The organism is Microbacterium sp. AK009, from assembly GCF_013410955.1.
Lineage (GTDB): Bacteria > Actinomycetota > Actinomycetes > Actinomycetales > Microbacteriaceae > Microbacterium.
This window is the reverse complement of the sequence record NZ_JACCCG010000001.1, coordinates 600774-624427: the sequence shown is the minus strand read 5'-3', so window position 1 is coordinate 624427 and position 23654 is coordinate 600774. Positions and strand designations below refer to the sequence as shown.

General features: G+C 69.9%; 19 protein-coding genes, 1 pseudogene and 1 riboswitch. Of the genes and pseudogenes, 10 read left to right on the top strand and 10 right to left on the bottom strand.

The annotated features are described in order from the left end of the window. Positions 1-47: 47 nt before the first annotated feature. The 3 genes from glpK to HDC37_RS02965 form a co-directional block, all read right to left on the bottom strand. Positions 48-1562, bottom strand: a complete 1515-nt coding sequence (gene glpK / locus HDC37_RS02975) for a glycerol kinase GlpK (protein ID WP_179558878.1) — start codon at positions 1560-1562, stop codon at positions 48-50. 70 nt (positions 1563-1632) lie between these two features. Beyond that, complete coding sequence (locus HDC37_RS02970; protein WP_179558877.1) at positions 1633-2391, bottom strand: MIP/aquaporin family protein; 759 nt, start codon at positions 2389-2391, stop codon at positions 1633-1635. A 113-nt stretch (positions 2392-2504) separates the two neighbouring features. Beyond that, complete coding sequence (locus tag HDC37_RS02965; protein ID WP_179558876.1) at positions 2505-4238, bottom strand: glycerol-3-phosphate dehydrogenase/oxidase; 1734 nt, start codon at positions 4236-4238, stop codon at positions 2505-2507. Positions 4239-4354: 116 nt separating this feature from the next. Here HDC37_RS02965 and HDC37_RS02960 point away from each other — a divergent pair, with 116 nt between their 5' ends. The 7 genes from HDC37_RS02960 (at position 4355) to HDC37_RS02930 (ending at position 11034) form a co-directional block, all read left to right on the top strand. Further along, positions 4355-5374, top strand: coding sequence for a sugar-binding transcriptional regulator (locus HDC37_RS02960; protein ID WP_179558875.1), 1020 nt, complete (start codon positions 4355-4357; stop codon positions 5372-5374). A 36-nt stretch (positions 5375-5410) separates the two neighbouring features. Continuing rightward, positions 5411-5572: riboswitch (FMN riboswitch) on the top strand. A gap of 69 nt (positions 5573-5641) precedes the next feature. Further along, positions 5642-6688 carry a bifunctional diaminohydroxyphosphoribosylaminopyrimidine deaminase/5-amino-6-(5-phosphoribosylamino)uracil reductase RibD gene (gene ribD / locus HDC37_RS02955; RefSeq protein ID WP_179558874.1) on the top strand — a complete coding sequence of 349 codons (1047 nt, stop codon included), beginning with the start codon at positions 5642-5644 and terminating at the stop codon, positions 6686-6688. Then, the gene (locus HDC37_RS02950; RefSeq protein ID WP_179558873.1) at positions 6688-7332 is read left to right on the top strand and encodes a riboflavin synthase; all 645 of its coding nucleotides are present in this window, start codon (positions 6688-6690) and stop codon (positions 7330-7332) included. Before ribD ends, HDC37_RS02950 begins: the two co-directional genes overlap by 1 nt. Continuing rightward, positions 7329-8603 (top strand): GTP cyclohydrolase II, encoded by a 1275-nt coding sequence (gene ribA, locus HDC37_RS02945; RefSeq protein ID WP_179558872.1) that lies wholly within the window; start codon positions 7329-7331, stop codon positions 8601-8603. Before HDC37_RS02950 ends, ribA begins: the two co-directional genes overlap by 4 nt. After that, on the top strand, positions 8600-9076 hold the full coding sequence (gene ribH / locus HDC37_RS02940) for a 6,7-dimethyl-8-ribityllumazine synthase (RefSeq protein WP_179558871.1): 477 nt from the start codon (positions 8600-8602) through the stop codon (positions 9074-9076). The genes ribA and ribH overlap by 4 nt, the downstream gene beginning before the upstream one ends. Positions 9077-9191: 115 nt before the next feature. Next, complete coding sequence (locus HDC37_RS02935; protein WP_179558870.1) at positions 9192-9542, top strand: Fe-S protein; 351 nt, start codon at positions 9192-9194, stop codon at positions 9540-9542. Between the two features lie 4 nt (positions 9543-9546). Then, the gene (locus HDC37_RS02930) at positions 9547-11034 is read left to right on the top strand and encodes an MFS transporter (RefSeq protein ID WP_179558869.1); all 1488 of its coding nucleotides are present in this window, start codon (positions 9547-9549) and stop codon (positions 11032-11034) included. A gap of 3 nt (positions 11035-11037) precedes the next feature. On the opposite strand, the gene HDC37_RS02925 is transcribed toward HDC37_RS02930, so the two are convergent. From HDC37_RS02925 to HDC37_RS02910, 4 genes and pseudogenes are all read right to left on the bottom strand, one after another. Next, positions 11038-11667 (bottom strand): LysE family translocator, encoded by a 630-nt coding sequence (locus HDC37_RS02925; protein ID WP_179558868.1) that lies wholly within the window; start codon positions 11665-11667, stop codon positions 11038-11040. A 69-nt stretch (positions 11668-11736) separates the two neighbouring features. Beyond that, entirely contained in the window at positions 11737-12558 is an 822-nt protein-coding gene (locus tag HDC37_RS02920; RefSeq protein WP_179558867.1) for an ABC transporter permease, read from the bottom strand. Then, positions 12555-13417, bottom strand: a pseudogene (locus tag HDC37_RS02915) (ABC transporter permease). The gene HDC37_RS02920 and the pseudogene HDC37_RS02915 overlap by 4 nt, the downstream one beginning before the upstream one ends. 11 nt (positions 13418-13428) lie before the next feature. Then, complete coding sequence (locus HDC37_RS02910; RefSeq protein WP_179558866.1) at positions 13429-14370, bottom strand: ABC transporter ATP-binding protein; 942 nt, start codon at positions 14368-14370, stop codon at positions 13429-13431. Positions 14371-15003: 633 nt separating this feature from the next. On the opposite strand from HDC37_RS02910, the gene HDC37_RS02905 reads away from it, so the two are divergent. Both HDC37_RS02905 and HDC37_RS02900 read left to right on the top strand, forming a co-directional pair. Next, complete coding sequence (locus HDC37_RS02905) at positions 15004-15219, top strand: AsnC family protein (RefSeq protein WP_179558865.1); 216 nt, start codon at positions 15004-15006, stop codon at positions 15217-15219. Positions 15220-15242: 23 nt separating this feature from the next. Then, a complete protein-coding gene (locus HDC37_RS02900; protein WP_179558864.1) occupies positions 15243-17189 on the top strand; it encodes an ABC transporter ATP-binding protein in 1947 nt (648 codons plus the stop codon). A gap of 109 nt (positions 17190-17298) precedes the next feature. On the opposite strand, the gene HDC37_RS02895 is transcribed toward HDC37_RS02900, so the two are convergent. Then, positions 17299-19176 (bottom strand): phosphoenolpyruvate carboxykinase (GTP), encoded by a 1878-nt coding sequence (locus HDC37_RS02895; RefSeq protein ID WP_179558863.1) that lies wholly within the window; start codon positions 19174-19176, stop codon positions 17299-17301. A 115-nt stretch (positions 19177-19291) separates the two neighbouring features. On the opposite strand from HDC37_RS02895, the gene HDC37_RS02890 reads away from it, so the two are divergent. Next, positions 19292-20755 (top strand): XRE family transcriptional regulator, encoded by a 1464-nt coding sequence (locus HDC37_RS02890; protein WP_179558862.1) that lies wholly within the window; start codon positions 19292-19294, stop codon positions 20753-20755. A 12-nt stretch (positions 20756-20767) separates the two neighbouring features. Here the strand turns inward: HDC37_RS02890 and HDC37_RS02885 are convergent, their stop codons facing one another. Continuing rightward, positions 20768-21829, bottom strand: a complete 1062-nt coding sequence (locus tag HDC37_RS02885; protein WP_179558861.1) for a winged helix DNA-binding domain-containing protein — start codon at positions 21827-21829, stop codon at positions 20768-20770. A 240-nt stretch (positions 21830-22069) separates the two neighbouring features. Beyond that, a complete protein-coding gene (locus HDC37_RS02880; RefSeq protein WP_179558860.1) occupies positions 22070-23542 on the bottom strand; it encodes an NAD-dependent succinate-semialdehyde dehydrogenase in 1473 nt (490 codons plus the stop codon). Between the last annotated feature and the right edge of the window lie 112 nt (positions 23543-23654).

Sequence of the window (23654 nt, the reverse complement as noted above, 5' to 3'; positions counted from 1 at the left end):
GCAACGGGGAGGCCGCCCGAGCGACCTCCCCGTTGTTCACGCGAAACTCACGACACGTCTTTGTCGACCCAGTCGAAGGTCTTGGTCACAGCCTTCTTCCAGTTGCGTAGCAGACGCTCGCGCTCGGCGTCATCCATCTTCGGCTCCCAGCGGCGGTCTTCCTGCCAGTTCTTGGACAGGTCGTCCAGGCCCGACCAGAACCCGACCGCGAGACCCGCCGCATAGGCCGCGCCGAGGGCGGTGGTCTCGGCGACGACCGGGCGGACGACCGGGACGCCGAGGATGTCGGCCTGGAACTGCATCAGCAGGTCGTTGGCGATCATGCCTCCGTCGACCTTCAGCTCCGTCAGCGGCACCCCCGAGTCGGCGTTGACCGCATCGATCACCTCGCGGGTCTGGAAGGCCGTGGCCTCCAGCGCCGCGCGCGCGATGTGCCCCTTGTTGACGTACCGGGTGAGCCCCACCAGCGCGCCGCGGGCGTCGGGACGCCAGTACGGCGCGAACAGGCCCGAGAACGCGGGGACGAAGTACGCCCCGCCGTTGTCCTCGACGCTGGCGGCGAGGGTCTCCACCTCCGGCGCCGAGGAGATGATGCCCAGGTTGTCGCGCAGCCACTGCACGAGCGACCCGGTCACGGCGATCGAACCCTCCAGGGCGTAGTGGGCCGGCTCGTCGCCGAGCTTGTAGCCCAGGGTGGTCAGCAGCCCGTTCTGCGAGTGGACGATCTCGGTGTCGGTGTTGAAGATGATGAAGTTGCCCGTGCCGTAGGTGTTCTTCGCCTCCCCCTGCTCGAACGCCGCCTGCCCGAAGGTCGCGGCCTGCTGGTCGCCGAGGATGCCGGCGATCGGCGTCTCGCGCAGCAGGCTCGAGCTCTCGGCGTGACCGTAGACCTCGGACGAGCTGCGGATCTCGGGCATCATCGACAGCGGCACGCCGAACGTGTCGAGGATGTCCTCCCGCCACGACAAGGTTTCCAGGTCCATGAACATCGTCCGCGAGGCGTTAGTCACATCGGTGGCGTGCACACCGCCGTCGACGCCGCCGGTGAGGTTCCACAGCACCCAGGTGTCGGTGGTTCCGAACAGGAGGTCGCCGCGCTCGGCGCGCTCGCGGGCACCCTCGACGTTGTCGAGGATCCAGACGATCTTGGTGCCCGAGAAGTAGGTCGCCAGCGGAAGACCCACGACCGACTTGAACCGCTCGGTGCCGCCGTCGGCGGCGAGCTTGTCGACGATGCCCTGCGTCCGGGTGTCCTGCCAGACGATGGCGTTATAGACCGGCTCACCGGTGTTCTTGTCCCAGACCACCGCCGTCTCGCGCTGGTTCGTGATGCCGATCGCCGCGATGTCGTGGCGGGTGAGGTCGGCCTTGGACAGCGCCTGTCCGATCACCTCACGGGTGTTGCGCCAGATCTCCATCGGGTCGTGCTCGACCCAGCCGGCGCGCGGGAAGATCTGCTCGTGCTCGAGCTGACCGCTCTGGATGATGCTGCCGGACTTGTCGAAGATGATCGCCCGGGTGGACGTCGTGCCCTGGTCGATCGCGAGGATGTAGTCGGCCATGCGTGATACTCCTTTGTCTCGTTGCGGATGGTTCGTCGTGCGTGTGATGGCGTGCAGCGGATGCCGGGACTCAGCCCAGGATCGGCATCAGCGGGATCGCGGCGAAACCGGCGAGGACACCGCCGATGATCGGTCCGACGATCGGCACCCAGGAGTAGCTCCAGTCGCTTCCGCCCTTGTTCTTGATCGGAAGGATGGCGTGGGCGATGCGGGGCCCGAGGTCACGCGCGGGGTTGATCGCGTACCCCGTCGGGCCACCGAGCGACGCGCCGATGCCGACGACGAGGAGGGCGACGGGGAGGGCGCCGAGGGCGGCCAGACCCGACGGGTCGCCGTTGCGGCCGAAGCCGATCACCACGAAGACCAGCACGAAGGTGCCGATGATCTCCGTGACGAGGTTCCAGCCGTAGGTGCGGATGGCGGGGCCGGTGGAGAAGACGCCGAGCTTGGTGGCTGCGTCCTCCTCGGCGTCGAAGTGCTTCTTGTAACCCGCCCAGGCCAGCACGGCACCGATGAAGGCACCGATCATCTGCGCGCCGATGTACACGAGGATCGAGAGGGGTCCGACCGGCACACCCTGACCGAACTCCGTCGCGCCGTTGGCGACCAGGCCCAGCGTCACCGCAGGGTTCAGGTGCGCGCCGGAGACGTAGGCGACGGTCACACCGGCGAAGACCGCGAGGCCCCAGCCGAAGTTCACCAGCAGGAATCCGCCGGCGAAGCCCTTTGTCTTCGTCAGGGCGACGTTGGCGACGACGCCACAACCCAGAAGGGTGAGCAGCATCGTGCCGATCACCTCCGAGATGAAGACGATACCCAGATTGTCCACATTGACCTTCTTTCGTCGTGCGGCCCCAATGCCGCGTCACGGATGGTCGCCGGGAACCGCGCCCCCCGACGACCGGGGCGACATGACCGACGCCGCAGCGCCGGTCATGACGATCATGAGAGTACGGCGTCCTGCGTCAGATCGACACCATGCCGCTCCGCAAGGAGGCGGGCGCTGGCGGCGACCTCTTCAGCGCGCTGCTCGGCGTCCCAGCCGAGCGCGTCGCCGACGACCTCGCTGAGCTCCTGCAGGACGGGCATCGTGACCGATCCCACGAACGCCACGCTCGTGCGCCGCAGCAGCACGTCGATGAGGTGCACGACGTACTCGGTGCGGGTGAGGTAGGTGATCTCGCCGGTGCTGTAGTCGGGCAGGGTCCGCAGCGGCCGGTCGTCCTCGGGCAGGGCCTCAATGAGCGCGGCAGCGCGGGTGCCGTAGCGCTCCAGAAGCTGGTCGGCGCGCGCGGCGTCGAGGTGACCCCGGTGGCTCTCGACCCAGGTGGCGCGGGCGCGCTGCGTGCGGGGGTACCCCTCGGCGCCGCCGATCATGAGGCCCGCGGTGCTGCGCACCCGTCGACGTCCGAGAATCCCCAGCACGCGGTCGGAGAGCTGCTCGCCGAGAGCCCGGAACGTCGTCCACTTGCCGCCCACGAGGCTCAGCACGGTCGTCTGCGGGCGACCGGAGGCCGTGGCCTGTTCGACGCGGTAGTCGCGCGAGACGAAACCGGGCTGGGTGTCGTCGTGGCGCGGCAGCGGGCGAACCCCTGCGAACCGGTAGACGATCTCGGAGCGGTCGACGGAGATGTCGGGGAACACGTGCGCGACGAGATCGAAGAAGTAGTCGACCTCCTCTTCCGTGCACACGGCGGGGGCGCGCATGTCGTGGTCGATGTCGGTGGTGCCGACCATCACGCGGCCCTTGAGGGGGTAGATGAGGACGATGCGGCCGTCTTCATGCTCGAAGAAGATCTCGCGGCCACCCGTGGCCTCGAGCAGCGCCGGGTTGTCGAGCACGATGTGCGACCCTTTCGTGCCGCCCATGTACGCGGTGTCGCGACCAAGCGACTCGTTGGTGAGGTCGGTCCACGGGCCGGAGGCGTTCACGACAACGTCGGAGGTGAGCTCGAACTCCTCCCCCGTCACCTCGTCGCGCACCCGCAGACCGGACGCGGACATCCCGACCGCCGACAGGTAGTTCGCCGCCCGGGCGTGGGGTCCGGCGGCCAGGCCGTCGTAGAGGACGTCGAGGGCGAGCCGCTCGGGGTCGTGCATGCTGGCGTCGAAGTAGGTGGCGGTGTACTTCACATCGCCGTTGAGCGCCGGGAGCTCCGAGAGCGAGCGCTTGCGACCGTAGAACCGGTGGCGGGGCACCGCGCCGCCGTCGCGCGAGAAGAAGTCGTAGATCGTCAGGCCCACCTTGATCAGCAGCGCGCCGCGCTCCGAGGGCTTGCCCTGCTTATGGGTGAGGAAGCGGAGGGGAGCGGAGAACAGACCCGAGAAGGTGGAGAAGATCGGCACCGTCGTGGGGAGCGGCCGGACGTAGTGCGGCGCGGACTTGATGAGGGCGTTGCGCTCGACGACCGACTCGCGCACCAGGCGGAACTCGCCGTTCTCGAGGTAGCGGATGCCGCCGTGGATCATGTGCGACGACGCGCTGGAGGCACCGGAGACGAAGTCATCGCGCTCGACGAGGATCACCTTCACGCCCTGCAGCGCCAGGTCTCGGAAGGTCGCGATGCCGTTGATGCCGCCGCCGATGATGACGACGTCGGCCGTCGGATCCGCGGCGATCGCGCGCACCTCGGCGCGCTGCGACGTGGGTTCTGATGTAGCGGGCTGGCTGCTCACCGGGACTCCTCTCGCGATGTCCCCTTGCGCGGCACCGCATTATCTGGATGAATACATCCTGACCCCGCCCGAACGTCAGTGCAATCATCTTGCACATATGTGCAAAGGAGAGGATGATGCCGAAATCGGCCGACATCTCGGAGACCGTCCTTCCCGAGCGGACGCGTGACGCTCTCCGCGCCGCGCAGCTGTATTACATGCAGGACCTCACGATGGACGCCATCGCCCGGGAGCTGCGCACCTCGCGGTCATCCGTCTCGCGCCTGCTCAGTCAGGCGCGCGAGACCGGCCTCGTCGAGATCGTCATCCACTCCCCCCTCGAGGGCCCGTCCCGGCTCGCCGCCGACATCCGCGACCGGTTCGGAGTGACCGCCCACATCGTCCCGGTTCCCGACCGCGCGAGCGACGTCGAGCGCCTCGACCGCGTCGCCCTGTCGGCTGCGCGGACCCTGGCGAGCTGGGTCGACTCCAACCAGAGCGTCGGCATCGCCTGGGGATCCACGATCGGCGCGGTCAGCCGCCACCTGCCGCGGCGTGTGACACACAACACCGATGTGGTCCAGCTCAACGGCGCCGGCAACATGCGCACGACGGGCATCATGTACGCCAGCGAGCTGCTGAGCCGGTTCGGCGACGCCTTCGGCGCACAGGTGCACCAGTTCCCCGTGCCGGCCTTCTTCGATGACCCGGCCACCAAGCGCGCGTTCTGGCGCGAGCGCTCGATCCGGCGGGTGCTGGAGATGCAGGCGAGCCTCGACCTCGCGGTCTTCGGCGTCGGTTCCCCCTTCGCCGAAGTGCCGAGCCACGTCTACCAGGGCGGCTATCTCGACGCGGAGGACTACCGCGCCCTCAGCCGCGAGCACGTCGTCGGCGACGTCGCGACGGTGTTCTACCGCGCCGACGGCTCGAGCGACGGCATCCCGCTGAACGAACGTGCGACGGGGCCGGACTTCTCCGTCCTCCGCCGGGCTCCCCGGCGCGTCGGAATCGTCGCCGGCCGAGCGAAGGTGCCGAGCCTTCGCGGCGCGCTGCGTGCAGGGCTCATCACCGACGTCATCCTCGACGAATCCACCGCGCGCGACCTCGCCGTGACGCCGCCCGACGCCGGTCCCGGGAACGCCCATGCGCGGGAATGAAACCGCGGCGAGCGCGTTGACTACACTCGTGAGCAGCAACGTGCTCCGGGGTCGGTGAGATTCCGAACCGGCGGTGACAGTCCGCGAGCGACGGCATCGCATCCGAAAGGGTGCAGCCCGACCTGATCCGGTGGAATTCCGGAACCGACGGTGATGCGAAGGAACATCTTCGCGAGTCCGGATGGGAGAAGCACGTCAGGCGTCCGCGCCTGTCGTTCCCGCGCCCCGGTGCCCGTGAGGGTCGATCGGACGGACGAGGGAAGACGGATGACGGTGCGAGACGTCGAGCGCGACGCGATGCGTCGGGCGCTCGCGCTGGCGCTGAATGGCCCCGCGGGCTTCAACCCCCAGGTCGGAGCGGTCATCCTCGCGCCCGACGGCCGGATCCTGGCCGAGGGGTGGCATCGCGGCGCAGGCACTCCTCACGCCGAGGTCGATGCGCTGTCCCGCCTCTCCCCCGGTGAGGCGGAGGGCGCCACGGCCGTGGTGACCCTCGAGCCCTGCAACCACACCGGACGCACGGGGCCGTGCAGCCAGGCGCTCCTGGCCGCAGGCATCTCGCGCGTCCTCTACGCCGTCGACGATCCCGGCGTCGCCTCCGCCGGCGGCGCCGGCACCCTGCGCGCGGCGGGCGTGGAGGTCGAGGCCGGCGTGCTCGGCGACGAGGGTCGAGAACTCCTCTCCCGCTGGCTGACCGTGCAGCGCCTCGGCCGCCCGCACGTCACGGTGAAGTGGGCGCAGTCCCTCGATGGCCGCGTCGCCGCTTCCGACGGCACCAGCCAGTGGATCACCGGTCCCGCCGCGCGGGAGGATGTGCACCGACGCCGGGCGATGGCCGACGCGATCGTCGTCGGTACCGGCACCGTGCTGGCTGACGACCCGTCGTTGACCGCCCGCGACGTCGACGGCTCCCTCCTCGCCCGCCAGCCGCGTCCCGTGGTCATCGGCCAGCGCGCGACCCCTGCCGATGCGGCCGTGCGGCGGCATCCGCAGGGCCCCCTCTTCTTCTCCTCGCACGACCTCCCCCGGGTGCTGAACGACCTGCGTCGCGAGGGCGTGCAGCGCGTCTTCGTCGAGGGCGGGCCGACGCTGGCCTCGGCGTTCGTGCGCGCGGGCCTCGTCGACGAGGTCATCGCCTACATCGCCCCCACCCTCCTCGGCGGTCCGCGTCTGGCGCTCGACGACATCGGCGTCGAGACGATCGGTGCGGCCGTGCGCCTCACCCTCTCCCGCGTCGAACGTCTCGGCGACGACGTCCTGCTCGTCGCGCGTCCGGCGACGACCTCCTCCGCCACGAATGAGAAGGACAGCTGATGTTCACCGGAATCATCGAAGAGATCGGCGCCGTCACCGCCGTCGCCCCGTCCGGCGACGGACTGCGACTGACGGTGCGCGCCCCGAAGGCGGTGTCGGACGCCGGGCACGGCGACTCGATCGCCGTCAGCGGCGTGTGCCTCACCGTCGTCGACCGCGGAGACGACTGGTTCACCGCTGACGTGATGCGTCAGACCCTCGACATGTCGACTCTCGCGGGCGTCGCCGCAGGACGCCCCGTGAATCTCGAGCGCGCGACCGCCGCGCACGGGCGGCTCGGCGGCCACATCGTGCAGGGGCACATCGACGGCACCGGGACCGTCGTCGAGGTGCGCCCGGGTGCCCAGTGGCGCGTCGTCCGCATCGCCCTCCCCGCACACCTCGCCCCCCTCGTCGTCGACAAGGGCTCGATCGCCGTGGACGGGGTCTCGCTCACCGTCAGCGCCGTGAGTGCGCCCGGGGCGGCCGAGCCGTGGTTCGAGGTGTCCCTCATCCCCGAGACCCTCAAGGCCACCACCCTCGGCTCCCGAGACGCCGGCGACGCCGTCAACCTCGAGACCGACATCCTGGCGCGGCACGTGCAGCGCCTTCTCGCATTCCCCCCGACGGCTGTCGCCGTCCCGAAAGAAGGAGGCTCCCGATGAGCCTTTCCCCCCTCTCCGACGCCCTCGATGCGCTCCGCGCGGGCAAGCCCGTCATCGTCGTCGACGATGAGGACCGCGAGAACGAAGGTGACATCATCCTGTCCGCGCAGCTGGCGACCCCCGAATGGGTGGCCTGGACGGTGCGGTGGTCCAGCGGCTTCGTCTGTGCGCCGATGCCCGCCGACTGGGCCGATCGGCTCGACCTCCCACCGATGGTCGAGGTGAACGAAGACGCCCGCGGCACCGCCTACACCGTGAGCGTCGACGCTGCGGACCGCGTCTCCACCGGCATCAGCGCGAGCGACCGGGCGCACACCCTGAATGTGCTCGCCGATGTCGCATCCACGCCGACCTCGGTCATCCGCCCCGGGCACGTCCTGCCGCTGCGCGCCGTCGACGGGGGCGTGCGCGAGCGCGCCGGGCATACCGAGGCCGCCGTGGAGCTGATGAAGCTCGCGGGGCTCCCCCCGGTCGGCGCGATCGCCGAGGTCGTCGCCGAAGACGGATCCATGATGCGGATGCCGGGCCTGGTCGAACTCGCCGCCCGCGACGGCATCCCGCTCATCACCATCGAGCAGCTCATCGCCCACCTCGACGAGGTCGACCCCGTCGACGCCGCCGCGCACGCGGCCCAGCGCCGGCGGGTGAGCCTGCGCGCCGAGGCGACGGTGCCGACCTCGCACGGCGAGTTCCGCTTCCGCGCGTACAAGGACCGGGTTACCGGCACCGACCACCTCGCGGTCATCTCGGGCGAGCTCACCGGTGACGCCCCGCTCGTGCGGGTGCACTCGGAATGCCTCACCGGCGAAGCCTTCGGTTCGCTCAAGTGCGAATGCGGCCCGCAGCTGGATGCGGCGCTGGATGCGATCGAGCAGGACGGCGGCGTGGTCATCTACATGCGCGGCCACGAGGGTCGGGGCATCGGACTCATCAACAAGCTGCGCGCGTACAGCCTGCAGGAGCGCGGACTCGACACCGTCGACGCGAACCTCGCCCTCGGCCTCCCGGCCGATGCCCGCGACTACGCCGCCGCAGCCGGCATCCTCGCCGACCTCGGAATCGAGAAGGTGCGGCTGCTGACCAACAACACCGACAAGGTCGCGCAGCTGCGCGGGTTCGGCCTGGACATCGTCGAACAGGTGCCGCTCCTCGTCGGGGTCGGTCCCAACAACCATCAGTACCTGGCCACCAAGCGGGACCGCATGGGTCACATCATCGACGAGGGCGATCTGGCCGAAGCCATCGCCCACATGAAGGAGGGGGTCGCATGAGCGGCAAGGGAGCACCGATCGCCGTCGACGAGATCGACGGCACCGGCCTGCAGGTCGTCGTCGTCGCCGGCACGTGGCACGCGGCCATCAGCGACGGCCTGATCACGGGCGCCGAGCGGGTGCTCGACGCCTCTGGCGCCGACTACCGCCTGGTGCGCGTTCCGGGCTCGTTCGAGCTGCCGGTCGCCGCGAAGGCGGCGCTCGAGGCCGGAGCCGACGCCGTCGTGGCCCTCGGGGTGATCATCCGCGGCGGCACCCCGCACTTCGAGTACGTCTCGGCCGCCGCGACCGACGGGCTCACGCGGGTGGCGCTGGACACCGGCAAACCCGTCGGGTTCGGCGTGCTCACCCTCGACGATGAGCGGCAGGGGCTCGACCGTGCGGGGCTCGAAGGCTCGAAGGAGGACAAGGGGGCCGAGGCGGCCGACGCCGCTCTCCGCACAGCGATCGTCCTCCGCGCCCTGCGCGGCTGACCTCCTCTCTCCCCCGACCCCTGCTCCGCTGAGAGGGGGCGCGGGGTGGGGTCTGAGCGGAGGCTCAGGCGCGCCTTCCTGGCGAGGCGGCGAGGCGCCCCCTACCCTCTGAGCTATGGAATTCCTGCGCCACCTCGTCGTGCTCGTCCACCTCACCGGGTTCGCGGTGCTCTTCGGCGCCTGGGTCGTCGAGGCCGTCTCGCGTCGACGTCAGGCCACTCGGGTCATGGACTGGGGCCTCCTCATCGCCGGTGTCGCGGGACTCATCCTCGCCGCGCCGTGGCCGGCGGGCATCGAGCTGAACTACGCCAAGATCGGCGTGAAGCTCGTGATCCTCCTCGCGATCGGCGCGGTGATCGGCATCGCCCGCGCCCGCCAGCGGAAGACGGATGCCACGCCGCCGGCCCTCTTCTGGTCGATCGGCGTCCTCACCTTCGCCAACGCCGCCATCGCGGTGCTGTGGTGAGGCGATGACCCAGGCCACCGACTCCGCCGCCGCTTCCTCGCCCGCCGCCCCGGCCAACCCCCGCTCGCGCGTCATCACGGCGAGCCTGGTCGGCACGACGATCGAGTTCTACGACTTCTACGTCTACGCCACCGCGTCGGTGCTGGTCTTCCCGCTGCTCTTCTTCCCCACGGGCAACGACACCACCTCGCTCCTGGCGTCGTTCGGCGTCTTCGGCGCCGCGATGGTCGCCCGGCCGCTCGGTGCGGTCATCTTCGGGCATTTCGGCGATCGCTTCGGGCGCAAGGCCACGCTCGTGGCATCCCTTCTCACCATGGGGATCGCGACCTTCCTCATCGGGTGCCTCCCGACCTTCAACGACATCGGTCTGTGGGCGGCGCTGCTGCTGCTGATCCTGCGGCTCGCGCAGGGCTTCGCCCTGGGCGGCGAGTGGTCGGGGGCGGCGCTGGTGGCCACCGAGAACGCACCGGCGGGTAAGCGGGCCTGGTACGGCACGTTCCCGCAGCTGGGAGCACCGCTCGGCTTCATCATCGCCAACTCGGTGTTCTTGACGATCTACTTCCTCCTCCCGCACCCGGAAGACCCCGCGCTGCGCTCGGACGCGTTCCTGGCGTGGGGATGGCGCGTGCCGTTCCTGTTCTCGGCGGTGATGGTGATCATCGGCCTGTGGGTGCGCCTGCGGCTGGTGGAATCCGACACGTTCGTGAAGGCCGAGCAGAAGGGCGTGATCCGCCGCTTCCCCGTCGGCACGGTGCTTCGCCGCTACTGGCGGCAGGCGATCCTCGGCACGTTCATCATGCTGGCGACCTACGTGCTGTTCTACCTGATGACGCAGTTCACGCTGTCCTACGGGACGAAGCCGGCCGACCTGGAGTCCGCGAGCGCCGCGGCGCGGGCGGCCGCGGAGTCCGCCGGCCGCGCCTTCGACGAGGCCGCCTTCGCCGCGCAGTTCTATCCGGGGCTTGGCTTCGGGTACACCGACTTCGTCATCATGCAGATCATCGGCGTGGTCTTCTTCGGCATCTTCACCCTGCTGTCGGGTCCGATCGCCGACGCGATCGGACGGCGGACCCTGCTGATGTGGGTCACCGGTCTCATCGTGGTGTTCGGGCTGTCGTTCTCGGTCTTCCTGCTGCCCTCTGCCGACCCGAAGTTCACCGGTGCGCTGACCCAGGCGTTCCTCATCTTCGGCTTCATGCTCATGGGATGGAGTTTCGGGCCCATGGGCGCGGTTCTCCCGGAGCTCTTCCCGACGAATGTGCGCTACTCGGGCTCGGCGATCGCATACAACGTCTCGTCGATCCTGGGCGCCGCCGTGGCGCCGATCATCGCCGTGGCCCTGTGGCAGCTGGGCGACGGGAATCCCTGGCTCGTGGGGCTCTACCTCTCGGCGATGGGGGTGCTCACCTTCATCGCCCTGGCACTTGCGCCCGAGACGAAGGACGTCGACTACGACGCCGACCTCGGGGTCGGAGCCACCGGATCGCTCTGAGACTCAGGCGGGAACCCGTCGAGATGTCGCCAGCCACGCGGCGAGCCCGAGCAGCACAGCGCCCGAGACCCGTTCGAGCCACACCGCGCCCCGTCGCTTGAGGAGGCGCACGGCACCGGACCCCAGGACGGCGTAGCCGAGCATGATCGCGAAGTCGAGCGCGCAGAACACCACGCCGATGAGCAGGTACTGCGGCAGCGGCGGTGCGGCGGGGTCGACGAACTGCGGCAGGAGCGCGCCGACGAAGAGGTACCCCTTCGGGTTCGTCACCGCGACGAGGAAGCTGCGGAGGAACAGTGCGCGGCGCGAGCCGCGCGGGTCGGCGGCCGGGTCGCCGTGGAGAAGTGCGCCGCGGGACAGCAGCATCCGGATCCCGAGGAATGCGAGATAGGCCACCCCCACCCACTTCACGACGGTGAATGCCAGCTCGCTCGCGAGGAGCAGGGCACCGAGCCCGATGCCCACCGCGACGACGAGGACGACATCGGATGCCACGGCACCGAGCATCCCGGCGGTGGCGCGTTTGACGCCGTACCGGGAGCCGTTCGCGAGGGCGAGCAGGACCGTGGGCCCGGGGATCGCGATGGCGACCACCGCGGCGAGGGAGAAGGCGAGGAGGGTGGCGAGGTCCACGGGCGTCCCTTCCGTGACAGCACGGTCCTGGGGTGAACAGTGGCGCCGAGTGTACTGCGGCGCCCGTTCTCAGTCGAGGAAGAGGGCGCGCAGGCGCTTCGTGGTGAAGATCAGGCCGACGGCGATCATCACCACGTAGTACAGGACGTGCCAGAGCATCCCCCAGCTGAGATCGCCGAGGGTGAGGCCGCGGATGAGCTCGACGCCGTGCCAGAGCGGGAGGGCCTGGATGACGGGGACGAGCCAGTCGGGGTAGACGCTCAGCGGATAGAACGTCGCCGAGAACAGGAACATGGGCAGCATCACGAAGTTGATCCAGTCCATGTGCTGGAACGCCTTCATGTAGCTCGTGATCGCCATCCCGAGGCTTGCGAACCCGAACGCGATGAGGAGGACCGCGGGGATGGCGAGAATCGCCGTCCAGGCGAGGTTCAACCCCGCGAACTGCATGATCACCATGAACCCGCTGGCGTAGACGAGTCCTCGCAGCAGCGCATAGAGGATCTCTCCCAGTGCCACGTCGAGCGGGCCGAGCGAGGTCGCCAGCATGCCCTCGTAGAGCTTGCCGTAGTTGAACTTGAAGAAGACGTTCCAGGTGGAGTCGTACACCGCGCCGTTCATCGCCGAGACCGCCAGGAGCGCGGGGGCGATGAACGCGGCGTACGACACCTCCAGGTCGGAGGCGGTCGTGACATCGCCGATGAGCGCGCCGAGCCCCACGCCCATCGACAGCAGGTAGAAGACGGGCTCGAAGAAGCCCGAGAGCACGACGATCCAGTTCGACGAGCGCGCCGCGATGAGACCGCGCTGCACGACCGCCTGCGGGTTTCCGGCCCAGAGCGACCGCACGCCGCCGGCGCGGGTCTGCGGCTCGAGGGCGGTGGCGGTCATTTCGCGAGCCTCCGCACGAAGATCCGGCGCGCGAGGAATGCGGCGCCGACGGTGAGGGCGACGAGGTACACCACGTGCACCCCGACCATCAGCATGCTCTCGGGCCGGCCGTAGGTGACCAGGCGGCCGAGCTCGGTGGCGTCCAGAGCGGGGAAATCCATCCGATCACCTGCAGCCAGCCGAGCGTCGACAGCGGGTAGAACGTGCCCGAGAAGAGGAACATCGGCATGAAGATGAAGCGCTGCACGAGGGCGAACTGCCCCTTGTCGTCTTCGATCGATCCGGCGTAAGCCATGATCGGGACGCCGAAGGCGAGGCCTGCGAGGATCGAGATGAAGACCGAGATCCAGCCGGTCTCGGGATTCGGGATCGCCTGGAAGAGCACGAGGAACACGTAGTACGCCGCACCCACCACGATCATGCGGGCGGTGGCTCCGAGGATGACGCCGTGGGCGATCTGCGGGGAGGACAGCGCGGAGGCGTTGAAGCCGTAGAAGTACCGGCGCCACTTGAAGCCCGCCATCACCGGATACGTGAACTCCTCGCTGGCGACGGCGATCGTGGCGGTCATGAGGAGAGCGGGCGCGACGAAGACGACGTACTTGACGGTGACGCCGCCGTCGGACACCGGCGCCTCGATCAGCGCCGCGAGGCCCAAGCCCAGGCCCAGCAGGTAGACGATCGGCTGCCCGAGGGCACCGACGACGATCGTCCACCCGTAGGCGCGCATCGCGCGCACCATGTGCTCGGTGACGTACCACGAACCATAGGCGCGGGGCTTGCGTCCCCAGGCCATCGCTTCGGCGCGCAGCTCGTCCAGGCTCGGCTGCGGCGCTTTCGCTGTCGCCGGGCCGCTCATCGGCTCCGCGCTCATTCGATCAGCGACCTTCCGGTCAGGCGCAGGAAGACGTCTTCGAGGCTGGAGCGACGGACGAGCGACGTGATCGGCTCGAAGCCGAGCTGCGTCACTCGTTCGAGAGCGCGCTCACCGTTGTCGGTGTAGATGAGGATGCGGTCGGGCAGAACCTCGACGCTGTCGCCGAGGCCCTCCAGCTGCGGTGCGACCTGCTCGTTCCGGTCGGAGCCGAAGCGGACCTCGAGCACCTCACGACTGGAGTGCTCGCGAATGAGCGAGGCCGGCGTCCCCTCGGCCATGATCCGCCCCTTGTCGACCACGATGAGGCGGTCGCACAGCTGCTCGGCCTCATCCATGTAGTGCGTGGTGAGGACGAGGGTGGTGCCGCGCTCCTTGAGGCGGAAGAGCCTGTCCCACAGGACGTGACGCGCCTGCGGGTCAAGGCCCGTCGTGGGCTCGTCGAGCAGCAGGATCCGCGGGTCGTTGATGAGGCCGCGGGCGATCGTGAGACGCCGCTTCATCCCGCCCGACAGCTGCTCGACCTTGTTCTTCGCCTTGTCTTCCAGCTGCGCGAACGCCAGCAGCTCGTCGGCCTTCTCGTGGCAGACCTTGCTCGGCAGCCCGAAGTACCGTCCGTAGATGTAGAGGTTCTCGCGAGCGTTCAGCTCGGCGTCGAGATTGTCCTGTTGCGGCACCACGCCCAGGCGCGAGCGGATCTCGGGACCGTACCGGTCGGGGTCGAGGCCCAGGATGCTGAGCTCCCCGCGCGTGCGCGTCGAGACCGCGCCGACCATCTTCATGGTGGTGGATTTGCCCGCACCGTTCGGCCCGAGGAGCCCGAAGGACTCGCCCGGCGCCACCTCGAACGACAGCCCGTCGACGGCGACGAAGTCGGGCTTCCCCTTCGACGAGTACGTCTTCACGAGGTTCTCGGCGCGGATCACGGGCTCAGGCACCGGACCACCCTACCCGCGACCTCCGACACTGCTGTCGTGCCGGATCGGCCGCTCCGCGGCATCCGTTCTCTTGCTTTCCCGCCGCGCCGCGGCATCCATTCCCTTTCCCTGCTTCCGCCGCTTCGTTCGCCGCCCTCTTCCCTCGTTCCCCGCTTCGTTCGTCGCCTATGCACGCCACGGGCGCCCTCCGGCGTACATCTGCGACGAACGAAGTCGCGTGGGGGTGGCCGGGGGCGGGGCCCCGGGCGGCTGGGTGGGGCGCGGCGGGGGTGAGAGCCGGCGCATGAGCGTCGAACCCGCCCTATCCGACTCGTTCGTCGCAAATGCACGCCTATCCCGCTCGAACGTGTACATCTGCGACGAACGAAGCAGGGGACGGCGACTCGAGGGTCGAGCCGGTGGTGGTGGCGGCGGTTGGCTCAGGTCACCCGGGACCCCTGGCACCCGTTCGCTCGTCGCATATGCACGCCTATCCCGGTCGATCGCGTACATCTGCGACGAAGGAACAAGGTGAGGGGGTTGGGGTCGGGGGGCGGACCCGGGCGCGCACGCGTCAACATCGGTTGACAGCGCGGAGAACGTCACCTACGGTTGACGACGGATGCCGCGCCGCGGCCGAGAGGGAGGGAAACCGTGTCCAGCGACGACCTGCGCACGCTGATCGGGTACGCGCCCGATCCTGAGCCGATCGCCGAACTCCAGCGCCTCGCGCGGGTGCGCACCGAGCTGACCCGGGCGGAGGAGGTGCAGGTGCGTCGCGCCCGCACGCTCGGATACTCCTGGCAGGCCATCGCCGGGGCGCTCGGTGTGAGCAAACAGGCAGCCCACAAGAAGTACGGTCGTAGCTGAGCCTCATCCCCCGGAGCATCCTCATGTCAGACACCACCCGCCCATCCCGCCGCCGCGGCCGCCGCGGAGCGACCCAGGAAGGCCCTCGCGCGAGCCTGAAGCAGCTGATCCCCTTCCTCCTCGAGCACAGGGGCGTGCTGGTGGTCGTGGCGATCCTCAGCATCATCGGCGCGGTGGCGACCCTCGGCCAGCCGGTGCTCGTCGGACAGGTGATCGAGCGGGTGCAGGCCGGCGAGACGCTCGGTCTGCTCGTGTGGGGGATCGTGGCGCTCGTCGTCGCCGCCTCGATCATCGGCGGCTACCAGCACTACCTCCTCCAGCGCACCGGGACAGCGGTGGTGTACTCCAGCCGACGGAAACTCGTCGCACGGATCCTCCGCCTCCCGATCAGCGAATTCGACTCGCGCCGCACGGGCGACCTCGTCTCACGGGTCGGCACCGACACCACCCTCCTCTACGCCGTCCTCACCCAGGGGCTCGCCGACGCCGTCGGCAACTCGCTGATCTTCGTCGGGGCGGTGATCGGCATGGCGATCATCGACCCCGCTCTCCTCGGGGCGATCGTCCTCGTCCTCGGGGTCTCGGTGGCGGCCGTGGGGATCCTCAGCGGTCGGATCCGCCGGGCCACGCAGGAGCAGCAGGAGAAGGTGGGCGAACTCGCCTCGGGCGTGGAGCGGGCCATCGGATCGATCCGCACGGTCCGCGCAGCCGGGGCCACCGAACGGGAGACGGATGCGATCACCGGCGTCGCGACCGAGGTGTACCACGTCGGGGTGCGCATCGCGAAGGTCTCGGCCCTCGTCGTGCCGGTGGCGGGCATCGCCCTCCAGGTCTCGCTCCTCGTCGTCCTCGGGCTCGGCGGGTTCCGCGTGGCCTCGGGCGCCATCTCGGTGGCGAGCCTGGTGACCTTCGTCATCTTCCTCTTCCTCCTCGTCGGCCCGCTCGCGACGTTCTTCGGCGCCATCACCTCGGTGAACCAGGCGCTGGGCGCGCTCGGGCGCATCCAGGAAGTACTCGACCTCCCCACCGAGACCGCCGACGACGCCCGCCTCGCGGCAAGCCTGACCGCCGGCTCGCCGTCCTCCGCCGAGGCGGCCTCGCCCGCGGCGATCGAGTTCGTCGATGTGCGCTTCTCCTATCCGGAGAACGTCATCGCGGCACGGCGAAGCGCCGAGCGGGAGGCGAAGGCCCTCCTCGAGTCGGCGCATGTCGGCACCTCCGCCATCGAGGTCGTCCGCGACGAGGAACAGGATGCCGCGAGCGCCGCGTCCGCGCCGGGCGGGGCCGACGGCGAGGTGCTGCGCGGAGTGTCGTTCCGCGTGCCGCGCGGCGCGCGGGTCGCGCTCGTCGGTCCGTCGGGAGCGGGAAAGAGCACGACCCTCGCCCTCATCGAGCGCTTCTACGACCCGACCGGTGGGGCGATCCTGCTCGACGGCCAGGACGTCCGGGCTCTGGACCGCGCGGCGCTGCGCGCTCAGCTCGGGTACGTCGAGCAGGACGCCCCGACCCTCGCCGGAACGATCGCGGAGAATCTGCGACTTGCCGCCCCCGACGCCTCCGACGCCGAGTGCGAGCGAGTCCTGCGGGCGGTGAACCTCGGTGAGGTGCTCGAGCGGAGCCCCCTGGGCCTCGACGCCCCGGTCGGCGAGAGCGGCGTGATGCTCTCCGGGGGCGAGCGCCAGCGCCTCGCGATCGCCCGGGCCCTGCTGGCCGCGCCCCCCATCCTCCTCCTCGACGAGTCGACCTCGTCGCTGGACGGGCTGAATGAGCAACGCATGCGCGACGCGATCGACGCGGTCGCTTCCGGCCGCACCCTTATCGTGATCGCCCACCGGCTGTCGACCGTCGTCGACAGCGACCTCATCGTGGTGCTCGACCACGGTCGCGTGGTCGGCCAGGGCACGCACGGCGAGCTGGTGGAGACGACGCCGCTCTATCGCGACCTCGCGCGCCACCAGCTGCTCGTGTGACGCCGTTTCGGGCTACGGATGCAAGGCCCGTGGGGCTGATGTCACCTCCCGGGGCGGACGAGGCGGGCGCCCGACGGTCGACCGGCCATCCGTCGCAGAGCCGGCGACCTCAGGGCCGCTGGAGGCGGTAGCGCAACGCCGCGAGCTCGGCGTACAGAGCCGCCGGAATCCGTCCCTCGAAGGTGCGGAAGAACTCGTCGGTGAGGTCGGCCTCCTGGAGCCACGACTGCGGGTCGATGGCGAAGAGGCGCTGCAGGTCCTCTGTCGAGACGTCGATGCCGTCGACGTCCAGATCTTCGATGCGCGGCAGGCGCCCGACCGGGCTGTCGACCGCGGGCACCTCGCCCTCGATGCGGCGGATGATCCAGTCGATGACCCGCGCGTTGTCGCCGAATCCGGGCCAGAGGAAGCGCCCGTCGGGCCCCTTCCGGAACCAGTTGACCTGGAAGATGCGCGGCGCGCGGTCGAAGCGGAGCTTCTGGCCGACCTTCAGCCAGTGCCCGAAGTAGTCGGCCATGTTGTAGCCGCAGAACGGGAGCATCGCGAACGGGTCGCGGCGAAGCTCGCCGACCGTCCCCTCGGCGGCTGCCGTCCGCTCCGACGAGATCGTGGCGCCCATGAACACGCCGTGCGTCCAGTCGGTCGCCTCCACGACGAGCGGGACGTTCGTGGCCCGACGGCCGCCGAAGAGGATCGCATCCAGCGGCACGCCCTGCGGGGCGTCCCAGTCCTCGGCGATCTGGGGGCACTGGGCGGCGCCGACGGTGAAGCGCGAGTTGGGGTGGGCGGCCGGCCGGCCGCTTCCGGGCGTCCAGGGGTTGCCCTCCCAGTCGATGAGCTCGGCCGGCGGGGTGTCGGTCAGGCCCTCCCACCAGACATCGCCGTCGGGGCGGAGCGCGACGTTGGTGAAGATCGTGTTGCCCCAGAGGGTCTCCACCGCGGTGACGTTGGTCGATTCGCCGGTGCCGGGGGCGACACCGAAGAAGCCGGCCTCGGGGTTGATCGCCCACAGGCGTCCGTCGTCGCCGGGGCGAAGCCACGCGATGTCGTCGCCGAGGGTCTCCACGCGCCAACCGGGAATGGTCGGCCGCAGCATCGCCAGGTTCGTCTTGCCGCAGGCGGACGGGAACGCCGCGGCGACGTGGTAGGCGCGGCCGGACGGGTCGATGACACGGATGAGCAGCATGTGCTCGGCGAGCCAGCCCTCGTCGCGGCCGATGACCGAGGCGATCCGCAGCGCGAAGCACTTCTTCGCCAGGATCGCGTTGCCGCCGTACCCCGAGCCGAACGACCAGACCTCGAGGGTGTCGGGGAAGTGCACGATGTACTTCTCGTCGTTGCACGGCCACGCCACGTCGGGCTCGCCCGGCTTGAGCGGAGCGCCCACCGAGTGCACGGTCTTCACCCAGGGCTTGCCGGCCGCGATCTCGCGCAGCACCTGGGTGCCCACGCGGGTCATGATTCCGATGGATGCCACGGCGTAGGCGCTGTCGGTCACCTGAACCCCGATGTGCGACAGCGGACCGCCGACGGGACCCATCGAGAACGGCACGACGTACATCGTGCGCCCGCGCATCGAGCCTTCGAACAGCGGCGTGATCGTGGCGCGGATCTCCGCGGGCGGGGCCCAGTTGTTCGTGGGGCCGGCGTCTTCTTCGAGCTCGGACGCGATGAAAGTACGCGCCTCGGTGCGCGCGACATCGCTCGGGTGCGAGCGGGCAAGGTACGAACCCGGACGCCACTCGGGGTTGAGCTTGATCAGCTTCCCCTCGTCGACCATCTGGCGAAGCAGCGCATCGTTCTCACCGCGCGACCCGTCGACCCAGTGGATGCGGTCGGGCTGAGTGAGCGTGGCGATCTCCTCGACCCAGGCCTCCAGCTCCGCCATCCCGTCGCCGACGATCGTGGGGCGGGCGCCGTACGCACGGGAGTCTCCGGCGTCGATCGGGGCAGACGTGGTGCGCGAGAAGATGTCGGCGATAGCCATGGAAGCTCCCTCAGCTGAGCATGAACCTGGTATTCCTCCACTATTGCGGCCTCGAGCGGCGCGTTTAAGGGAAACGAGCGCGCAAGAACCGTAATTCTTTCGCTATCCTCAAATCATGGCGCTTCCCACCGCGAGCTCGACCGCACCGCTGCACCTCACGACGCTGGGCCACCAGATCCGACACCACCGGCTCGCTCGCGGTTTCACCCTCGACGAGCTCGGAGAGCAGGTCGGCGTCGCCGGCAGCCAGCTGAGCCTGATCGAGAACGGCAAGCGGGAGCCCAAGCTGTCGCTGCTGCAGGCGATCGCCGGGGCCACCGGCGTCGAGGTCACCGACCTCCTCTCCGCTGAGCCGCCCAACCGGCGCGCGGCGCTGGAGATCGAGCTCGCGCAGGCGCAGGCCAGTCCCGTGTTCCGCCAACTCGGGGTCGCGCCCATCAAGGTCACGAAGTCCATGACCGATGAGGCGCTCGAATCGATCCTGGCCCTGCATCGCGAGCTGCAGCGGCGCGAGCGCGAGGCGATCGCGACACCGGAGGAAGCGCGTCGGGCGAACACGGAGCTTCGAGTGCGGATGCGCGACGTCGACAACTACCTCCCCGACATCGAACGCCTCGCCGAGAAGCAGCTCAAAGCCGCCGGCCACGTCTCCGGGGCGCTCACCCACCGCACCGTGAGCATCATGGCCGAGCAGCTCGGCTTCGAGCTCATCTACGTCAACGATCTCCCGCACTCGGCGCGCTCGGTCACCGACCTCGAGCACGGCCGCATCTACCTCCCGCCCGCCTCGATCCCCGGCGGACACGGCCTGCGCTCCATGGCACTGCAGGCCATGGCCCACCGACTGCTGGGGCACAAGCGGCCCACCGACTACGCCGACTTCCTGCAGCAGCGTCTGGAGATCAACTACTACGCGGCGTGCTGCCTCATGCCCGAGACCGCCGCGGTGTCCTTCCTCCAGCAGGCGAAGAAGGACCGGAATCTCGCTGTCGAGGACTTCCGCGACGCGTTCGGGGTGACCCACGAGGCCGCCGCGATGCGACTGACGAACCTGCTCACCCACCACCTCGGCATCCGACTGCACTTCCTGCGCGTGGACGGCAACGGCGGGATCTCCCGGGTGTACGAGAACGACGACCTCCCGGTGCCGATGGATGTCACAGGCTCGGTCGAGGGGCAGATCGTCTGTCGGCAATGGTCGGCGCGCTCGGCATTCGAAGAGCAGAACCGCACCACCGAGCATTACCAGTACACCGACACCCCCGCGGGCACATTCTGGTGTTCGACGCAGACGGGCGTGACGGGGGACGGGGAGTTCTCGATCACCGTCGGCGTGCCCTTCGACGACGCCAAGTGGTTCCGCGGCCGTGAGACGGCCACCCGGGCGACATCCACCTGTCCTGACGAGTCGTGCTGCCGCCGTCCCCCCGCCGACGTCGCCTCGCGCTGGAGCGGCAAGGCCTGGCCGAGCGCGCGCGTGCACCAGCACATGTTCTCCCCGCTCCCCCGCGGCGCCTTCCCGGGCGTCGACGACACCGAGGTGTACGCCTTCCTGGAGCGGCACTCGCCGGCTGAGTAGTCCGCCGGCGGGTCACCCGGAGCGGAATGCGGTGAATCGTGCGACCGCGGCGCGGGCGTGATCTTCGGTGAGGCCGGCGACGTCGAACAGATCGATGCCGGCAGCCCCGCGAGCGGGCGTCCAGGTTCCTGCCACCCGGCCGTCGGAAACGAGGATGGCGCGGACCATGCCGTTCTTCGACGGTCCGACCCCGTCGAGATGCTCCGGCGCGCAGGTGCCGGAGCGGTCGTCGTACGAGAGGTAGTACTCGTCGAAGGGCGGCAGGGCCAGCGCGTCGCCGTGCACCGTCGCACGAGGGGTGGCGGGAGCGACGAAGAGCGCCTCGGCCGCGCGTGATCCGGCCCAGAGCGCGATTCGGTCGCCCGCCTCCTGGAGCGCCGCGCGGACGGTCGTCAGCGGCAGCCCCGACCACCACGCGGCATCGCGCGCCGAGGCCGGCCCATGGCCGCGGACGTAACCGACGATGAGCTCGATGAGAGGGTCGGCCGGTGCCGTGGCATCCGTCCTCAGGTCATCCACGAGGACGACGTTCTGCTCGCGCGCACCGCCGCGCGAGCGCTCCGTCACCGCTCCCAGGCACAGGATCCCCTGCACCGAGAGGGCGGACAGCAGGTGATACCCGCGCTGCCCCGCGGTCGGGATGCCCGCGGCATCCCACGCGGCGAAGAGGTCGGCGCGGCTCATCCGCTTCACCTCCGCGAGCGCTCGGCGCGCGGCACTCTCGGCACGCACCAGCACGGCGCCGTCGACCCCCTCGCGCCGGAGCACGGGAGCCGCTCGACGCACCTGCTGCACCCGCGTGGCCCGCAGGATCCAGCGGAGGTCTGCGGCGGGGACGATGTGGAGCGTCCCCCGCATCGTCCACGAGCGCACCAGGCACCCGGAGTCGAAGAGCGCATCGACGTCGGAGAGCGAGGGCGCAGCACGCGTGCGTGTCGCCAGCGCCCACCGGCCGCCGACGAAGTCCTGCGACTGGACAGCCAGCATCCACCGCGCCGCGCTCTCCAGCGTCGCCGCAGGGGCGCTCAGACGGTGCGAGCGCAGGCGGCGCGCGAGGAGCGGTGACGTCGTCACCCCGTCATCCTCCCGCGCTCCCCCGACAGCCGCGCCCCGGCGACGTCGTCGGCCCCGCGTCATCAGCGGCCATGTCCCACAAGGAGGGGCTTCCGACGCGCTCACCCACCGCCTTCTGGGACACCCGAATACGGGTGTCCCAGAACAAGCGTGCAACGGCGTCGGTCCGCGCACCTTGTGGGACGCACAGCGTCGGGATCGGGGGGCGCGGGGAGAGAGCGGCGCCGCCGCCCACGGCGCTCAGGCGAACGGGTTCGGGGTGAGCGTGTACTTCGTCTGCAGGTACTCGTGGATGCCCTCGGCGCCGCCCTCACGGCCGAGACCCGAGAACTTCCAGCCGCCGAACGGGGCGGCGGCGTTGGAGACGACCCCCATGTTCAGGCCCATCATGCCGGTCTCGAGCCGCTCGATCATGCGCTGCCCGCGGGCGAGGTTCTCGGTGTAGACGTACGAGACCAGGCCGTACTCGGTGTCGTTGGCGATGCGGACGGCATCGTCTTCGTCGTCGAACGGGATGATCGCCAGCACCGGTCCGAAGATCTCTTCGCGGAGGATGTCGCTGCCCGGCCGCACATCCGAGACCACCGTCGGCTCGTAGAAGGTGCCGGGGCCTTCAAGGGCCTTGCCGCCGGTACGCAGCTCCGCGCCGCGGCTCACGGCATCGTCGACCAGCGCCGCGGCCTTGGCAACTGCGCGGTCATCGATGAGCGGGCCGATGGTGACGCCCTCCTCGGTGCCGCGGCCGATGCGGAAGCCCTGCACGCGCGCGGTGACGCGGCGCGCGAACTCGTCGGCGACCGAGCGGTGCACGATGAAGCGGTTCGCGGCGGTGCACGCCTGCCCGATGTTGCGGAACTTCGCGGCCATCGCGCCGTCGACCGCCTTGTCGAGGTCGGCGTCGTCGAAGACGACGAACGGGGCGTTGCCGCCGAGTTCCATCGAGGTGCGGAGCACCCCCTCCGCGGCCTGCTCGAGCAGCCTCTGCCCGACCGGCGTCGAGCCGGTGAAGGAGAGCTTGCGCAGGCGCGGGTCGCGGATGATCGGCTCGGAGACCTTGCCCGAGCTGGAGGTGGTGAGGACGTTGACGACACCCGCCGGGAGCCCCGCCTCCTCGAGCAGCTTGACGAAGAACAGCGTCGTCAGCGGTGTGAGCTCGGCGGGCTTGATGACCACGGTGCAGCCCGCGGCGAGCGCCGGCGCGATCTTGCGGGTGGCCATCGCGAGGGGGAAGTTCCAGGGGGTGATGAGGTAGCACGGCCCCACCGGGTGCTGCGAGACGATCATCCGCCCGGTGCCCTCGGGGTTCGCTCCGTAGCGCCCCTGCACACGCGAGGCCTCTTCGCTGAACCAGCGGATGAACTCCCCGCCGTACATCACCTCGCCGCGCGCCTCGGCGAGGGGCTTACCCATCTCGATCGTCATGAGGAGCGCCAGGTCCTCCTTGCGCTCCTGCACGAGGTCGAAGGTGCGCCGCAGCAGTTCGGCGCGCTCGCGTGCCGGGGTGCGCGACCATTCCGGGAACGCCGCCACGGCGGCATCCAGGGCTGCCTTGCCGTCGTCGACCGAGGCGTCGGCGATCGTCTTCACCGCTTCCCCGGTGGCGGGGTCGAAGACGCGGAGCGTGCGCCCCTCCGCGGCGGGACGCCAAGCGCCTCCGATGAATAGCCCGTCGGGCACCTCGGCGAGCAGGGCGGTTTCACGATCGGCGGTCATCGGACTCCTCGGGATCGGGGGCGGTCGTGGTCATTGTGCCCGGGTGGCGGCAGAGGCTCCGATATACACGACGTACAGTCGGTGCACCGGTGGTGTGCTCAGGGGTGGATGG

Coding starts and splice junctions, on each gene's coding strand:
- HDC37_RS02930 (WP_179558869.1), top strand. CDS start 9,547: ATGACCCAGGCCACCGACTCCGCCGCCGCTTCCTCGCCCGCCGCCCCG.
- HDC37_RS02900 (WP_179558864.1), top strand. CDS start 15,243: ATGTCAGACACCACCCGCCCATCCCGCCGCCGCGGCCGCCGCGGAGCG.
- HDC37_RS02960 (WP_179558875.1), top strand. CDS start 4,355: ATGCCGAAATCGGCCGACATCTCGGAGACCGTCCTTCCCGAGCGGACG.
- HDC37_RS02890 (WP_179558862.1), top strand. CDS start 19,292: ATGGCGCTTCCCACCGCGAGCTCGACCGCACCGCTGCACCTCACGACG.
- HDC37_RS02935 (WP_179558870.1), top strand. CDS start 9,192: ATGGAATTCCTGCGCCACCTCGTCGTGCTCGTCCACCTCACCGGGTTC.
- ribH (WP_179558871.1), top strand. CDS start 8,600: ATGAGCGGCAAGGGAGCACCGATCGCCGTCGACGAGATCGACGGCACC.
- HDC37_RS02950 (WP_179558873.1), top strand. CDS start 6,688: ATGTTCACCGGAATCATCGAAGAGATCGGCGCCGTCACCGCCGTCGCC.
- ribA (WP_179558872.1), top strand. CDS start 7,329: ATGAGCCTTTCCCCCCTCTCCGACGCCCTCGATGCGCTCCGCGCGGGC.
- ribD (WP_179558874.1), top strand. CDS start 5,642: ATGACGGTGCGAGACGTCGAGCGCGACGCGATGCGTCGGGCGCTCGCG.
- HDC37_RS02895 (WP_179558863.1), bottom strand. CDS start 19,176: ATGGCTATCGCCGACATCTTCTCGCGCACCACGTCTGCCCCGATCGAC.
- glpK (WP_179558878.1), bottom strand. CDS start 1,562: ATGGCCGACTACATCCTCGCGATCGACCAGGGCACGACGTCCACCCGG.
- HDC37_RS02920 (WP_179558867.1), bottom strand. CDS start 12,558: ATGACCGCCACCGCCCTCGAGCCGCAGACCCGCGCCGGCGGCGTGCGG.
- HDC37_RS02880 (WP_179558860.1), bottom strand. CDS start 23,542: ATGACCGCCGATCGTGAAACCGCCCTGCTCGCCGAGGTGCCCGACGGG.